Source organism: Pseudoalteromonas sp. 2CM39R, assembly GCF_023161845.1.
Genome location: NZ_JALNTM010000001.1, coordinates 790,085 through 804,811, shown reverse-complemented (window position 1 = coordinate 804,811; position 14,727 = coordinate 790,085). Strand labels below are relative to the sequence as shown.

Annotated in this window: 14 protein-coding genes; 1 reads left to right on the top strand and 13 read right to left on the bottom strand. The window is 37.1% G+C overall.

Translation table 11 applies throughout. The features are described from left to right. Positions 1-466: 466 nt before the first annotated feature. The 10 genes from MTF66_RS03555 to MTF66_RS03510 all read right to left on the bottom strand — a co-directional run bounded on the left by MTF66_RS03555 (position 467) and on the right by MTF66_RS03510 (position 9,349). Positions 467-820, bottom strand: a complete 354-nt coding sequence (locus MTF66_RS03555) for a hypothetical protein (protein WP_248526410.1) — start codon at positions 818-820, stop codon at positions 467-469. A 313-nt stretch (positions 821-1,133) separates the two neighbouring features. Next, positions 1,134-1,730, bottom strand: coding sequence for a hypothetical protein (locus MTF66_RS03550; RefSeq protein WP_248526409.1), 597 nt, complete (start codon positions 1,728-1,730; stop codon positions 1,134-1,136). A 416-nt stretch (positions 1,731-2,146) separates the two neighbouring features. Beyond that, positions 2,147-3,067: a hypothetical protein gene (locus tag MTF66_RS03545; protein WP_248526408.1), complete on the bottom strand. Its 921-nt coding sequence runs from the start codon at positions 3,065-3,067 to the stop codon at positions 2,147-2,149. 235 nt (positions 3,068-3,302) lie between these two features. Further along, entirely contained in the window at positions 3,303-3,656 is a 354-nt protein-coding gene (locus MTF66_RS03540; protein WP_248526407.1) for a hypothetical protein, read from the bottom strand. A 503-nt stretch (positions 3,657-4,159) separates the two neighbouring features. Continuing rightward, a complete protein-coding gene (locus tag MTF66_RS03535; protein ID WP_248526406.1) occupies positions 4,160-5,080 on the bottom strand; it encodes a hypothetical protein in 921 nt (306 codons plus the stop codon). Positions 5,081-5,537: 457 nt separating this feature from the next. Further along, a complete protein-coding gene (locus MTF66_RS03530; RefSeq protein WP_248526405.1) occupies positions 5,538-5,825 on the bottom strand; it encodes a hypothetical protein in 288 nt (95 codons plus the stop codon). Positions 5,826-5,938: 113 nt separating this feature from the next. Further along, complete coding sequence (locus MTF66_RS03525; RefSeq protein WP_161936934.1) at positions 5,939-6,097, bottom strand: hypothetical protein; 159 nt, start codon at positions 6,095-6,097, stop codon at positions 5,939-5,941. A gap of 234 nt (positions 6,098-6,331) precedes the next feature. Then, positions 6,332-6,784 carry a hypothetical protein gene (locus tag MTF66_RS03520; protein ID WP_248526404.1) on the bottom strand — a complete coding sequence of 151 codons (453 nt, stop codon included), beginning with the start codon at positions 6,782-6,784 and terminating at the stop codon, positions 6,332-6,334. Positions 6,785-7,020: 236 nt separating this feature from the next. Next, a complete protein-coding gene (locus MTF66_RS03515; RefSeq protein ID WP_248526403.1) occupies positions 7,021-7,617 on the bottom strand; it encodes a hypothetical protein in 597 nt (198 codons plus the stop codon). A 1,315-nt stretch (positions 7,618-8,932) separates the two neighbouring features. Continuing rightward, the gene (locus MTF66_RS03510; protein WP_248526402.1) at positions 8,933-9,349 is read right to left on the bottom strand and encodes a hypothetical protein; all 417 of its coding nucleotides are present in this window, start codon (positions 9,347-9,349) and stop codon (positions 8,933-8,935) included. 298 nt (positions 9,350-9,647) lie between these two features. Between MTF66_RS03510 and MTF66_RS03505 the strand changes: the two genes are divergently transcribed. Then, complete coding sequence (locus MTF66_RS03505) at positions 9,648-11,921, top strand: CHRD domain-containing protein (protein WP_248526401.1); 2,274 nt, start codon at positions 9,648-9,650, stop codon at positions 11,919-11,921. Positions 11,922-11,975: 54 nt separating this feature from the next. Here MTF66_RS03505 and MTF66_RS03500 read toward each other — a convergent pair whose 3' ends face one another. The 3 genes from MTF66_RS03500 to MTF66_RS03490 all read right to left on the bottom strand — a co-directional run bounded on the left by MTF66_RS03500 (position 11,976) and on the right by MTF66_RS03490 (position 14,536). Continuing rightward, on the bottom strand, positions 11,976-12,461 hold the full coding sequence (locus tag MTF66_RS03500) for a DUF6436 domain-containing protein (RefSeq protein ID WP_248526400.1): 486 nt from the start codon (positions 12,459-12,461) through the stop codon (positions 11,976-11,978). Between the two features lie 13 nt (positions 12,462-12,474). Further along, positions 12,475-13,941 (bottom strand): methyl-accepting chemotaxis protein, encoded by a 1,467-nt coding sequence (locus tag MTF66_RS03495; protein ID WP_248526399.1) that lies wholly within the window; start codon positions 13,939-13,941, stop codon positions 12,475-12,477. 76 nt (positions 13,942-14,017) lie between these two features. After that, positions 14,018-14,536, bottom strand: coding sequence for an isochorismatase family protein (locus MTF66_RS03490; protein WP_248526398.1), 519 nt, complete (start codon positions 14,534-14,536; stop codon positions 14,018-14,020). Positions 14,537-14,727: the final 191 nt, after the last annotated feature.

Here is a 14,727-nt window from a genome sequence, read left to right as displayed (position 1 = left end):
CTTTTTGCAACTACCCGACTCGCGCTTGAGTAGGAGTAATGAAGCTTAAGATAATCACCCAATTCTTTTCTTTGCTCAACAAATTAAGCAAACTTTCGCCTTGCTATCACTTTAGATTTTCCAAATTGGAGTAACATTTTGTCAATTTCAAGCCATTCTGGAGCTTGTGCTTGCCCATCGTAAAATGCCCAGCATGTTGAGAACTTCTATTAAACTGACCGTATTAATTTTGTTTTGCTTGGCTTGGGTTGCTCTCCAAAATTAATTTTTCACCGGAGGTTGCTTTAGATTTTTCAAATAAGGGATAACATTTTGTCGATTTAAAGCCAATCTGGAGCTTGTGCTTGCCCATCGTAAAATGCCCAGAATTTTGATGACTTATATTAAACCATTGCTTATAAACAACATTGGACTAACTAAAAGACAAAAGAAAAACCTGACCCTGTTTGATTCTAGCTCTCAACGCTTACTTTTTATTTTTTATATAGCAAGGACTAAACTTAGTGTACTTTTCGTTTTCATCATATTTATGAACAAAAGAGACCTTATCTAAGACTCGTCTTTCAGAATTATCTTTATGAAAAGTAAATCTAGCTTGTATAAACACATAGCTTTGCACGCAAGCATCAAGTAAATTGACTCCATCATAGAAGGTGATGACATCTAAATATCTATCTTTGAGAAAAAATTCACTATCTGACTTTGAGGGATATAACTCATAAATCCCGCCAGTATTCTTAACAAGATAGCCAGAAAATTTGACTTCCTTATTTAAATATTTGTCAGAGTTTCCTAGCAAAGAATATATATTAGTGAACACTACTTTGCTTTGTAGACTAAAACTAAAAAATAAAAAACAAAGAAAAAGGAACCTTAACATTTACCATCTCCTGAATATATATAGTGTACAAGAACACCTTCCACTATTGCTGTTTTATTGATATTGATATTGATAAGTAACTTTTTGGGTAGTCTGATATGCATAAACACTGTATATACCAATCACTACCGCTCTGTGATATTACGTGACCATGGGGTCAGGCCTTTCTTTTTTGACCTCAACTAAAGTGGTTATTATGATTTAGAAGGAAAATGTAGCTCGACCTCTTTGGATAGATAAAAGCTACTTACCATTATTTTTTATTTTTAAAGCTTAAATCATTATGACAAAAAGCATCTATTAAACCATCACTATCCGCTTTATTTATTTTTGCTTCTTTAGGGAGCTCTATATGCAAATAATCATAGTTGTATTTACCTTCATCAGTCATTCGATTGAGTTTATATCCAATCATAAATTTATCACCTCCACTGTAATCTAACACTGATATGTTACAATGAGTTGTGTAGTTAATCGAAAATACTAATGAAGCTTTAGCATCTTCGAATTCATCATAGCTCGCAAATAGAGGCACTGAGAAACTATCTATTTCCCCAACGTACTTATAAAAAACTTCTTGTTTGTCAAAGGATGACCCTCCATCGGTATTGACAATTTTGACAAATGTATCAATTGCAGGCTTAATTTTTTCAAATCTAATACTTGTATTAATAGCTTTAGAAAAGAACGCATTTTCCGCATTAAACCCATAAGCCAAACAATTTGTTGCTGCAAAGGTATCACCAGCAAAACTGAGTAACAAATCAGAATCTTCACAATATTCAGATATAGGCTGTAACGCCATGCAAATGCCGCTTTGGAATAAAAGGATAAAAATAAAATATCTCATAGTAACTCCACCATTTAACTTGAGTCTCTACGATTAGCTCAGAAAAAAGCTGTTACGTTGTTTGGCATAGTGCTTAACCATAATCCACGAAAGAGAAAACAAGAACCTACACACATAGGGTCAGGTCTTGCCTTTTGCCACTACCAAACTCACGCTTGAATAGTGTAATTGAAAATAATCATCCAATTCTTTTCTTTGCTCGACAATTACCGCTAACTTACGGCTTGATGTTGCTTTAGATTTTCCAAATTGGAGTAACATTTTATCGATTTAAATCCATTCTAGAGCTTGTGCTTGCCCATCGTAAAATGCCCTACACGTTGAGAACTTCTATTAAACCATTGCTTATAAACAACATTGGACTAGCTTAAAGGCAAAAAGAAAGACCTGACCATTTTAGTGACACTTTTTAGATGCTACGCTAGTAACGCTTTTTCATCAAAGCCTTGCTCATGTAATTTGACTACAAGCTGTTCAAGCAGGTCATCTTTTTTAGGGACTACAGGCTGCGTTAATAGTAAAGAAGTAACATTGCCAAAACCAGGGTGCTCAAAATCAGAGTTTTCAAGGCCATGTTGTGCTCTTAGCGTTAGCAGCATAAGTGCAGCATAAGGTGTAAATTGCCAGTTCATATTATCGAACTCAAAAAACATCTTACTCGGTGGTGATGCAACCTGAGCGACTTGATCGTCACATAACTGATTTAGATAAGAGGTAACATTTGTTAAGTCTGTACTATCCCAGTTATCTAAAATAGCTTGATAAGCAAAATCATCTACGATCGGCTTTAGGGTATTGCCACCTTTTACCTTATCAAACAGCAAGATAATAAAATCACCAATGTGACTTTTTGATCTATTCACCCAGTGCTTCATGTAACCTGCTTGAAATAACGTATAAATTTGGCGAGCATATTCATTATTATGCAATATCACTGCAATACTTAGCTGAAATACAGATGTTGGTGATACCAACCTTAAAGGTTCACGACTAAAGCGATGTGTGAAGCGCTTGAACTTATAACTTTGTATTGTAAGCATGTAATATCCATAACTTAAACATATATTTAATTTACCTAAATCTAGTAAATTATCATCTACAAAACTAGCTTGTGCATCCATCTCATAATAATCACATGGAATTAACAGTTCCGTATTTAATACCTCCCAGTTAAAAAATGGTAATTTTTCATTTATAGGAACACCGTTTTTCGTTTCTCCTTGCTCAATATAAAAGTTAAGCTCTTTTGTATTATTTATATAAACCTTTCTATACTTTTCAGGATTTTTTATCGCCAGCTTACGCTTACGTAAAAATTTTTCTAATATTTTATCCATTATTTACCTGCTGGAGTCATTGAAATTTTAGCAGTGTCAGCAAGCATCTAGGGGTCAGGTCTTGCTTTTTGCCACTACCCGACTCGCGCTTGAGTAGGAGTAATGAAGCTTAAGATAATCACCCAACTCTTTTCAACACGTTAATAATTTCTATTAAACATTGCTTATATATGACATTGGACTAGCTAAAAAGAAATACCTGACCCTATTGGTTTTTTATACTAGCTCTCAACGCTTACTTTTTATTTTTTATATAGCAAGGACTAAACTTAGTGTACTTTTCGTTTTCATCATATTTATGAACAAAAGAGACCTTATCTAAGACTCGTGTTTCAGAATTATCTTTATGAAAAGTAAATCTAGCTTGTATAAACACATAGCTTTGCACGCAAGCATCAAGTAAATTGACTCCATCATAGAAGGTGATGACATCTAAATATCTATCTTTGAGAAAAAACTCACTATCTGACTTTGAGGGATATAACTCATAAATCCCGCCAGTATTCCTCACAAGATAGCCAGAAAAATTGACTTCCTTATTTAAATATTTGTCAGAGTTTCCTAGCAAAGAATATATATTAGTGAACACTACTTTGCTTTGTAAACTAAAACTAAAAAATAAAAAACAAAGAAAAAGGGACCTTAACATTTACCATCTCCTGAATATATAGTACAAGAACACCTTCCACTATTGCTGTTTTATTGATATTGATAAGTAACTTTTTGGGTAGTCTGATATGCATAAACATTGTATATGCCAATCACTACCGCTCTGTGATAGTACGTGACCTCGGGGTCAGGTCTTTCCTTTTGCCACTATCTTACTTTCACGTGAATAGTGTAATTGAAAATAATCACCTAATTATTTTCCTTGCTCGACAAATAGCGCAAATTTTCGGCTTGCTATCGCTTTAGATTTGCCAAATTGAAGTAACACTTTCTCGATTTAAATCCATTCTGGAGTTTGTGCTTGCCCATCGTAAAATGCCCTACACGTTGAGAACTTCTATTAAACCATTGCTTATAAACAACATTGGACTAGCTTAAAGGCAAAAAGAAAGACCTGACCATTTTAGTGACACTTTTTAGATGCTACGCTAGTAACACTTTTTCATCAAAGCCTTGCTCATGTAATTTGACTACAAGCTGTTCAAGCAGATCATCTTTTTCAGGGGCTACAGGCTGCGTTAATAGTAAAGAAGTAACATTGCCAAAACCAGGGTGCTCAAAATCAGGGTTTTCAAGGCCATGTTGTGCTCTTAGCGTTAGCAGCATAAGTGCAGCATAAGGTGTAAATTGCCAGTTCATATTATCGAACTCAAAAAACATCTTACTCGGTGGTGATGCAACCTGAGCGACTTGATCATCACATAACTGATTTAGATAAGCGGTAACTTTTGTTAAGTCTGTACTATCCCAGGTATCTAAAATAGCTTGATAAGCAAAATCATCTACGATCGGCTTTAGGGTATTGCCACCTTTTACCTTATCAAACAGCAAGATAATAAAATCACCAATGTGACTTTTTGATCTATTCACCCAGTGCTTCATGTAACCTGCTTGAAATAACGTATAAATTTGGCGAGCATATTCATTATTATGCAATATCACTGCAATACTTAGCTGAAATACAGATGTTGGTGATACCAACCTTAAAGGTTCACGACTAAAGCGATGTGTGAAGCGTTTTAGGTTATAGTTTTCTATCATAAGCAGGTGGTATCCATAAGTTAAGCATATGCTTAACTTACCTAAATCAAGTAAGTTATCATCTACAAAACTAGCTTGTGCATCCATCTCATAATAATGACATGGAATTGACAACTCTGTATTTAATACCTCCCAGTTAAAGAAAGGCAATTTATCATTGCTAGGTATACCTCTTTGCGTTTCTCCTTGCTCAATATAAAAATTAAGCTCTTTTTTATTATTTATATAAACCTTTCTATACTTTTCAGGATTTTTTATCGCCAGCTTACGCTTTCGTAAAAATTTTTCTAATATTTTGTCCATTATTTACCTGCTGGAGTTATTGAAATTGTAGCAGTGTCAGCAAGCATCTAGGGGTCAGGTCTTGCCTTTTGCAACAATCTTACTAACACGCGAATAGTGTAATTGAAAATAATCACCCAACTCTTTTCTTTGCTCGACAATTACAGCTAACTTACGCCTTGATGTTGCTTTAGATTTGCCAAATTGAAGTAACACTTTATGATTTAAATCCATTCCGGAACTTGTGCTTGCCCATCGTAAAATGCCCTACACGTTGAGAACTTCTATTAAACCATTGCTTATATATGACATTCGACTAGCTAAAAGGCAAAAAGAAAGATCTGACCCTATTGGTTTTAAAATAACCTTCAAATTTGTTTAGACTGTTCATTTCAGCAAAGGAAGTTACACAAAATCAGAAAGTGCTAAATTAACCCATTACAACTATTTTTCTAGATTAAAAGTCTATTGAGGCCCCTTAGCGATCATGATCTCCATAAACAAGTATTCTATCTGAATCCATAGGTTTATAGAATCCAACACTTTTTGACTGGGACTTGAAGATTTCCACCGTAACATCTAACTCTTCTAGTGATTTTACCCAAGTAAAACTATCACTAAAACAAGAGGAAAACTCATATTCGAAAGATACATTTGAAGGGTAGCCTCCAAACTCCAATATGACACTTTCCTTAAAAGGCTCAGGACCGCTCACTTTATGTTCTTTGATATAAGAAACGTTTGGGTCTTTAGATTTCCAGTCCATTAGACACTTTCTTTCATAATGATTAGCTAGAATAAAAACCCCATTCTCATCATGGTTATAACCATAAGCTATATAAATTAATACAAAATTTAGGATTATCGATACCAAAAAAATTATACTTCGCATATGACCCCTTTATTCCCAAAACCACCCAATACCCGAAAGTGAGACTTGCTACCAATCACTGTTTGTGACTCGTAGTTAATTTCAGTAGAATAATCAATTAAATTATCGTTGATTAAGGTTCCATCTTTAAAAAACCTCAAACTCATACTAATACAAACCTTCACTATATTGAGCTTGGTTTGTTGTGGTCACATCCACAGTCCCCCAGCAATTGCTTGGATTATTACACGCCCATACGTTGCATTGGTCTGAATTTTCCCAACACCTTTCTAATAGCAGCAGTGATAAAACTATGTTCAAATTTGCCCCCCTTGGAGATCTGATAGAACGCCTCCAGCAGCTGTTTGCTTGAGTTAAAAAGAGCACATCCTTGCTAACATTTACTTTCTTACGCTCAACTCAAAAATCAGGTTTTCATTTCCTTCTCTAAGGTAAGCAATTTTTACAACTCGCCCCTCTTGGATTGTATCTGAATCATGCTTTCTATTCGTAAAAAAGGTGTTTTCTGTTCCGTAATCATTGTACTTAAAGCGGACTCCATCAACAGTAAAAGCCTCTTCTCTACTATTTCTTTCAACAATTTGAATATCTTCAATAGCTCCTTCAACTGTAGAATAATTTCCAGAATCTATGTCATTAGATTTTAATACTAGGCAATAAAATGACAGTGACTGCATTACAAAAAAGCCAAATACAAATAAGAAGCCAAACCAGAAGTTAACTTTCTTTTCAAACTGTAGTTTATTTTCGTACCAGTATTTTATCTTCGGGCAGCACAATATTAGTAGAACAGAACAAACAAGTGTTAAGTAAAAACCAATTTTGGTTCCCATAAAATCGGACTGAAAATAAGTTCATACATTAACTAAATCTCCTATGGCTAATCTATGGGCCGAAGTTGCCATATGAACCATGCTAGTTTCTTTTCCCCGAGCCAATATCGAACGAACACAAAATGGGTTCAGGTCTTTCATATTGACCTCAACTAAAGACTGAACTGAAGTGGGTATTATAATTTAGAGGGAAAAATGTAGCTTGGCCTCTTTGGATAGATAAAAGCTACTTACCATTATTCTTTATTTTTAAAGCTTAAATCATTATGACAAAAAGCATCTATTAAACCATCACTATCCGCTTTATTTATTTTTGCTTCTTTAGGGAGCACTATATACAAATAATCATAGTTATATTTACCTTCATCAGTCATTCGATTAAGTTTATATCCAATCATGAATTTATCACCTCCACTGTAATCTAAAACTGATATGTTACAATGAGTTGTGTAGTTAATCGAAAATACTAATGAAGCTTTAGCATCTTCGAATTCATCATAGCTCGAAAATAGAGGCACTGAGAAACTATCTATCACTCCAGTGTATTCATCAAAAGCTTTTTGTTTATCGAAAAATGAATCTCCTTCAGAATTGACAATATTGATAAACTTTTCTATTAAAGGTTTAATATCATCGAATTCAATACTTGTGTTTCTATTCTTGAAGAAAGTCATATCCTCAGCAGTGTAACCATATACTAGGCATTTGTTTGCTGCAAAAATATCACCTCCGATTCGGCCTAACAGATAAGAGTCTTCACAATATTCAGATATAGGCTGTAACGCCATGCAAATGCCGCTTTGGAATAAAAGGATAAAAATTAAATACTTCATAGTATCTCCACCATTTAACTTGAGTCTCTTCGATTAGCTCAGAAAAAAACTGTTACGTTTTTTGGCATAGTGCTTAACCATAATCCACGAAAGAAAAACAAGAACCGACTCCTAGCTCTGTTGAATTCCATTCAATTTTATTAAAAAAACCATAATGAAAAACAATACTACAATTGCTATGGATGAGTATTTAATGACTTTACAAGCCCACACTTTGTCTTCCCGATAGGATTCAACTTTGAACAGCTTAAAACCATGATAAATTGCACCTGTTCCGCCGTAGTAGTTTATGAAAATCTCTTTTTTTGCGAATTTTGGAGCTAAGATAAACAAAACCATTACAAACAAAAATAAAACAGCCGAAAGTACCATCAAAATAATAAGAAAATAATCTATCATTTCACCAGTTCACATTTACATATTTATCAGTAACTTACTATACCAATAAAAAGCAAGTTATGCTCCAACCAAACTTAAACAAAATCTGGTGTTTTTTAGTTGATAGTAAAGCACTGCGTTTGCTATTTTCCCCCTAATACTAAATATGTAATCGAGGACACATGGAAGCGCCTACTTTTAAATTAACCCGTGATAACTTTAGCTCCATCTTTTTTCAGACTCTCATAAAAACGAAAGTGCAATCTGAAATACCTATCTTGAGATGCGCAGTCCCTTTACCTGAAGCGCAGAAATTCAAGCAAAATTAATCACTGGTGCTATATTCATCATTGCTTGCCACCTTCTTTGGAAAACACAATCCGGTGCAGGTGCAATTGCCACTGTGATCATTACATATCTCAGTTACTTTTTAGTTCAAATGTTTATCGCCAATAAGCGTTACTTCATCCATGAATCCCCGTTGTGCGAAATTAAAATAAACCAAGAACAGGTTTACTTGCCTGCACTTTTATTCGATGACAGAAAACCACGAACAATTAAAAGAGAAGATTTACTTAATGTTGAGGCCATATGGAATTTTACACGCACCAAAAGCGGCTACGATATTAACGATCCACAACCTAGGCGTGCCTATCTATTTTCTGTTATTTTTAAAACTCGCTATGGTGATTCAATTCCTTTAAATGACTGGAGCTTAGAGCATCCTGAACTCTTCAAGACACTTGTTGAGTATGATTACCCAGTCACTATGATCAGAACAGCCAAACGCGGGTCACCAATAACAGTTCACATAAAATGGTTCTTCCTATTTACCTTTATATGTACTCTCATCTACTCACTTATAAAGTATGTAATTTAGCGGACTTATAAATATGCAATTGGCAAAGCAACTGCGAGCAAGCGCTTTGCCTTCAACTTAGGCTTTATTGTTAAACAGCATACCAGAGTGATTACTAGAAGTAGGAGCAAACAAAGAGTTTATCATCGTAGAAACATTACTTTTTACGGCAAGCTGGACTGCATTTATTTCTTCATCAAGTTGTTTATTAAGCTCAAGTAACTCACTTTCTCGTTGTTCTGGAGCTAGGTCTTTGTTACTTTTTAAACTATTAATCTTATTTTGTAACTCCTTTATTTTTACTACTAGCTCTTGTTGTGTGTGTGATGTCTTTGATTGAGCTTCTGCTTGTGGATCAGAATCAACGCCCGCTTCTTGTTGTTTAGAGCCTTGAAGGTTTGTTGCTTTTTCACTTTCTGGGTTTAGCTCATTTTTATTTTGCTGATCTAATAATGGCTCTTTTAGGAATGAGGATGTGTACGAAGTTAGCTGCATAGTTTTCCTATCGTTAATTTTTTGACGTTTAGCTATAAACCTTTTGAAAACAAAATAGATGCACAATTCGTACCCATTTACCACCCAAAACTTTTTATGTTGCTAAGCATGTATGTTCCTTTAAAGTTAGCGATATTAAACTTTAACTATTAATCCCCTCTTTCAACAAACTAATACTAAAAAACCAGTTTTTAACTTTTAAATAACCTTTTGTGATCTCTTTTTAAACACCTGCCGTAAGCCTTATTGAAATGGACACGTCGTAACGTCCGAACATACAAAGATATAAGGAAGAACGATGAAATACATACTCCTGGCCAGCAGCTTACTTTTTCTCACCGCGTGTAGCGATGATGATGACGATAATACCGAAGTTGTTACCCCTCCCCCAGTTCAAGAATTCACTCCAAGTAAAACCTATTCTGTAACTTTAAGTGGCAAACAAGAAGTGCCAATGAATGACTCAATGCAAACAGCGACTGCAACGGTAGAGCTTGACGAAAGTTTAATGCAATTTCGTGCAACACTTGATGCAAGCTCAGTCGAAGGCTTTAGTGCAGCACACATACACGACGGCGATTTAGGCGCTAATGGTGATGTTGCTTTTGCATTTGAAGCCACTACCGATGGTATGTATGAAGTCGCAATTACCGACCTTGATGAAAGCTTGATCGCTGATTTAATGGATGGCGATTGGTACATTAACCTTCATACCGAACAGTATGCAAACGGCGAACTCCGTGCGCAAATTGTGCCTGATACAACGAGTATCATCACGTTTGTTTTAAATGGCGATCAGCAAGTGCCTATGAACGACAGCGATGCAATGGGTTATGGCTATGCATCTTATGATAGCGCCACGACAGAATTACGACTTCGTGCGGTGACTATGGGTGTTGACGATGCTACAGCAGCTCACATCCATACAGGAAAATTAGGCTCAAATGGTGATGTATTCGTGACTTTAGAACAAGACGACGAAGTCATGACTGACTGGGTTGTACCAGAAGGCACCATGATCGACAGCGACACTCTGGCAGTACTTTTAGACGGCGGTCACTATGTTAATGTTCATACGCCTGAATTTGCCGGTGGCGAAATTCGCGGCCAAATCTTAACAGACAACTATGCAGTTGCGGCCTTTGACTTAAGTGGTAATCAAGAAGTTCCTATGGTCAGCACCATGGCTGATGGTGATGGTTATGCCCTTGTTGATACAACAGACTACAGTGTAGAGCTAACTGTTATCACGTCAGGCTTAGACGATGCAAGTGCTGCGCACATTCATACAGGCCGTATCGGTACTAATGGCGATGTATTAGTAGCTCTTGAACAATCAATGGACGACAGTAATGTCTGGATGACACCAAGCAACACGCAAATCAACGCGGATATTTTTGCAGTGCTGGCTTCTGGCGGTCACTATGTCAATGTTCATACACCTGCTAATGCTGGCGGCGAGCTTCGCGGGCAAATCTTAACCAGTAACTATGGTTTTACGAGTTTTAAACTAAGCGGTAAACAAGAAGTTCCTGCAGTCGAAACTGATGCGAGCGGTGAAGGTTATGCATTAATCAACATGGATAACTATGCCTTAGAGCTATTAGTAAACACAATGGGTGTTGATGATGCGACAGGTGCGCACATTCACACCGGCCGAATTGGCACGAATGGCGACGTACTCGTTGCACTTGAGCAGTCAACAACTGACGCAGGCATGTGGATGACGCCAGCAAATACCATGATTAACGCTGAGATCTTTGAAGTACTTGCATCAGGTGGTCATTACGTTAACGTGCATACGCCTGCTAACACGGGTGGCGAAATTAGAGGTCAGATCCTAACAGATAACTATCAGCTCGTAACTTTCCCACTTAGTGGTATGCAAGAAGTTCCAGCCGTTGATACGATGGCATCAGGTAGTGGTTATGCCTTAGTTAACATGGATAACTACCATTTAGAATTAAGAGCGTTAACCGAAGGTGTGAGTGACGCAACTGCTGCCTACATTCATACAGGTCGTATAGGCACCAATGGCGACGTTCTTGCAGCGTTAGAGCAGTCAAGCGATAACATGAACCTGTGGCAAACACCTGAAAACACCATGATTAACGCTGATATTTTTGCAGTACTCGCATCAGGTGGTCACTACGTTAATGTGCATACTCCAGCTAATCCAGGTGGCGAACTACGTGGTCAAATCCTTACCGATAACTATGTGTTTGTAACCTTCCCGCTAAGTGGTGAACAAGAAGTTCCCGCGGTTACAACGGATGCATCTGGTGATGGTTATGCGCTAGTGAATACCAATGATTATAGTGTTGAGCTGCAAGTACTTACATCGGGTGTAAGCGATGCAACTGCAGCACACATTCATACCGGTGCAGCCGGTGAGAATGGCCCTGTGTTAGCTCCTCTAGTACAAGACAGTGATGATATGAATCGCTGGATGAACAGCACAGGCTTAATGATAGATGCCGATATCTTTTCAGTTTTAGCTTCAGGCGGTCATTATGTAAACATTCATACGCCTGCAAACCCAAGCGGTGAGATACGAGGCCAAATTCAATAATTTTATAAAGTCAGAGGCCAATATTACTTGGCCTCTTTTACTTACCTTTCTAGCTCAATTAATCTCACAATAACACCCCTCAGCATCTGAGTTAATAAACTGGCTATTGAAACCCGCACGTAAGTTTGCGATTACTAACTCAACAAAGCCATTCTGACTTGAACAGGCGAGTCCTTTTGATAATGGGCCTGCATACACAAGCTGTTGATTTTCTGAAACAAGTACTGCGGCAGGTTGAGCGGGTAATATTGCAGCAACCGCAGATGTTGGTTTAAGTTTTATTACTTCAATACCTTGCTCTGCTGCATAGCTGCTAAGGCTTGTTATGTGCGGTTGTGAACGCTCTGAGCATACACAGGTATTTTCATCAATAATGTACAAGGTATCTGTATTTGTGGTGCCAAGCTCCATACTTTGTTGAAAAGCAGGTAACCAATTTGTTGTGGCTAGCTTTTTATCTGGATCAAAGGTGCTTGCTTGTTGAGAATAAGCAAACACCAAGGCTAATGCCACAGAGGCAACCCAAAGCAGAGTTGCCATTATCAGCCATTTGCTATTTGAATTTAGCAATACCTTGCTCCAGTACATCGATACTGACATCAATTAACTGTACGCGATCGGTGAGTTTTTCAATCATCAAGTTGTCGTTGGCTTGGTTAGCAATTAAGGCCTGTGAATTATCGGCAATAGCACGCGTATTACCCGCTTGATTTTGCACTACATGAGCAACCGACTGTGAGCTACTTGCAGCAACATTCACCTGCTCTGTCATCTCGGTAATTTGCAGTTTCATCTGCGAACTAATTGCAGATAACTGCTCTATAAGCGCAACACTACCCTGCATCGACTTAGTTGATGAGGCGCTGTTTTGCATTAAGCTTTCAAGCGTATTGGTTATTTTATCCGTCGTGTTTTTACTGCGTGTTGCCAAGTTTCTAACTTCATCAGCCACTACCGCAAAGCCGCGGCCTTGTTCACCAGCACGTGCAGCTTCAATTGCAGCGTTAAGCGCAAGTAAATTCGTTTGCTCAGCAATTGACGAAATCTCATTAAGTAATTCTGAGATATGCGAACATGCACTCACCAGTTGGCCTATGTTTTGATCTGCTTCTTGAAGGTTATTAGCAAGCTCCGCGGTTTTGCTATCGGTATTCGCCACTTCATTTAATGCCTCTGTGGCACTTAAATGGAGCTGTTCAAACTGTGTTTGTAGTTCATTACTTTCTTGTTCAACATGGGCAAAGCCTTCGGCGACTCGTTCACCTGACTGCGCAATATCCGTCGATAACTGCTCACGATGAAGTGCTTGCTCATGCAATTCGTCGTGTACTTCAAGCAATTGTTTAGACTGATTTTTTAAAACACTACTTTGGCTTTGAACATCACCTATCACACTCGATACGAAACCCAGTAAACGGTTAAAACCCGCTACAGCTTCACTGTGACTATCATCCGCTCTTAAACTAATATTAATACTGTTTTCGTCGGCCATTATCTGCTCTGTCGTTGTGCTTAACGATAAGCCAGAACTACGTTCACGATGAAGAGTTTTTGCAATGTAGCCGGCTACAATTGCTTCAACAATGGCATACACGGCATGAATAAGTACGGTGCTAAAATACAGTCTGTCTGGGTCAAAAACGTATAAACCGACTTCGTTTTTCTGTAAAAAGTAAAAGCTCAAATGGTGAACGGCCACAAAAGCAAGTGCTGTAATAAACACGCGCCATTCAACAAACATGATCAACACAGCCATTAAAATAAAAATTTCAAAGTGAACTTCTATGAGGCCGTAGCTTTGTTGGATGTGTAAAAACGAAAACATCATGCAACCGGCAGCTACAACATGAGCAGTTAATTTGCTCGTAGGGAATTGATGGAGCATCCAAAGCGGTAAAGACAGTAATAATAAACCCGTTACCACACCTGTAATTAAGGTCGAATAAATAAAGCCTAAAACTAAAGATTCAATAAACAATAAAAGGAACAAATAAGTAAAAAGGCGGCGCACACTCGTCATAGATAAAGCCTTAATTATTAAATAATTTACAAAAATACAATTAATCGAGCCAATACGGTTTGATGCGCATCATGGTTCACTTTATTAATTGCAATAATGCTCTAAATTGATCGGTCCCTGCTTTTTCTAGCCATTGAAATATCACACTTTCTGTACAGCTAATAATAGCACCTGCTGCCAATAGCTGCTTAATTGCTAACTCTTTGTGTTTTTCGTTGCGTGATGCAATGGCATCTTCCACTACAAACACTTGATAACCATTGGCAATTAAGTCTAAACAAGTTTGCAGTACACACACATGCGACTCTGTGCCCGTTACCACTATTTGCTTACGGTTAAAGCCAGCCAATAGGTTGTTAAATTGAACCTCTTGGCATGCGCTAAAATGTATTTTGTGATAGCAGTTAGTGCCAGTTATAAAAGGTAAGAGATGTTCACTACTTTTACCTAACTTGGTTGGGTTTTGTTCGGTAAATAAATAAGGAATATCTAAAGCTTTAGCTGCTTTTATTAACTTTTCGGTCTGATTAACAGCTGAGCCAAAGCCATTAATTACCGGTTCAAGCCCAGCCTGAAGGTCAATAATCAATAACATTGCTTTACTTTTTTGGCATATAAATGAATGGCGCATCACGTTCTCAAATTGCTGATAATTGAACTAGTTATAGCATAGGTCTCAGTTTCAGCAACAAGTAGACCTTATTACTATTTTTTCTTTTCAGAACCATTAATTACAGCCATAATTGTGCTATATTTTGTTAAAAATTATGCGCAAATAATAATTTA

Excerpts from the sequence above, each read along its gene's own strand:
- MTF66_RS03550 (WP_248526409.1), bottom strand. The coding sequence starts at position 1,730 with ATGAGATATTTTATTTTTATCCTTTTATTCCAAAGCGGCATTTGCATG.
- MTF66_RS03545 (WP_248526408.1), bottom strand. The coding sequence starts at position 3,067 with ATGGATAAAATATTAGAAAAATTTTTACGTAAGCGTAAGCTGGCGATA.
- MTF66_RS03535 (WP_248526406.1), bottom strand. The coding sequence starts at position 5,080 with ATGGACAAAATATTAGAAAAATTTTTACGAAAGCGTAAGCTGGCGATA.
- MTF66_RS03530 (WP_248526405.1), bottom strand. The coding sequence starts at position 5,825 with ATGGACTGGAAATCTAAAGACCCAAACGTTTCTTATATCAAAGAACAT.
- MTF66_RS03525 (WP_161936934.1), bottom strand. The coding sequence starts at position 6,097 with ATGAGTTTGAGGTTTTTTAAAGATGGAACCTTAATCAACGATAATTTA.
- MTF66_RS03520 (WP_248526404.1), bottom strand. The coding sequence starts at position 6,784 with ATGGGAACCAAAATTGGTTTTTACTTAACACTTGTTTGTTCTGTTCTA.
- MTF66_RS03515 (WP_248526403.1), bottom strand. The coding sequence starts at position 7,617 with ATGAAGTATTTAATTTTTATCCTTTTATTCCAAAGCGGCATTTGCATG.
- MTF66_RS03510 (WP_248526402.1), bottom strand. The coding sequence starts at position 9,349 with ATGCAGCTAACTTCGTACACATCCTCATTCCTAAAAGAGCCATTATTA.
- MTF66_RS03505 (WP_248526401.1), top strand. The coding sequence starts at position 9,648 with ATGAAATACATACTCCTGGCCAGCAGCTTACTTTTTCTCACCGCGTGT.
- MTF66_RS03500 (WP_248526400.1), bottom strand. The coding sequence starts at position 12,461 with ATGGCAACTCTGCTTTGGGTTGCCTCTGTGGCATTAGCCTTGGTGTTT.
- MTF66_RS03495 (WP_248526399.1), bottom strand. The coding sequence starts at position 13,941 with ATGACGAGTGTGCGCCGCCTTTTTACTTATTTGTTCCTTTTATTGTTT.
- MTF66_RS03490 (WP_248526398.1), bottom strand. The coding sequence starts at position 14,536 with ATGTTATTGATTATTGACCTTCAGGCTGGGCTTGAACCGGTAATTAAT.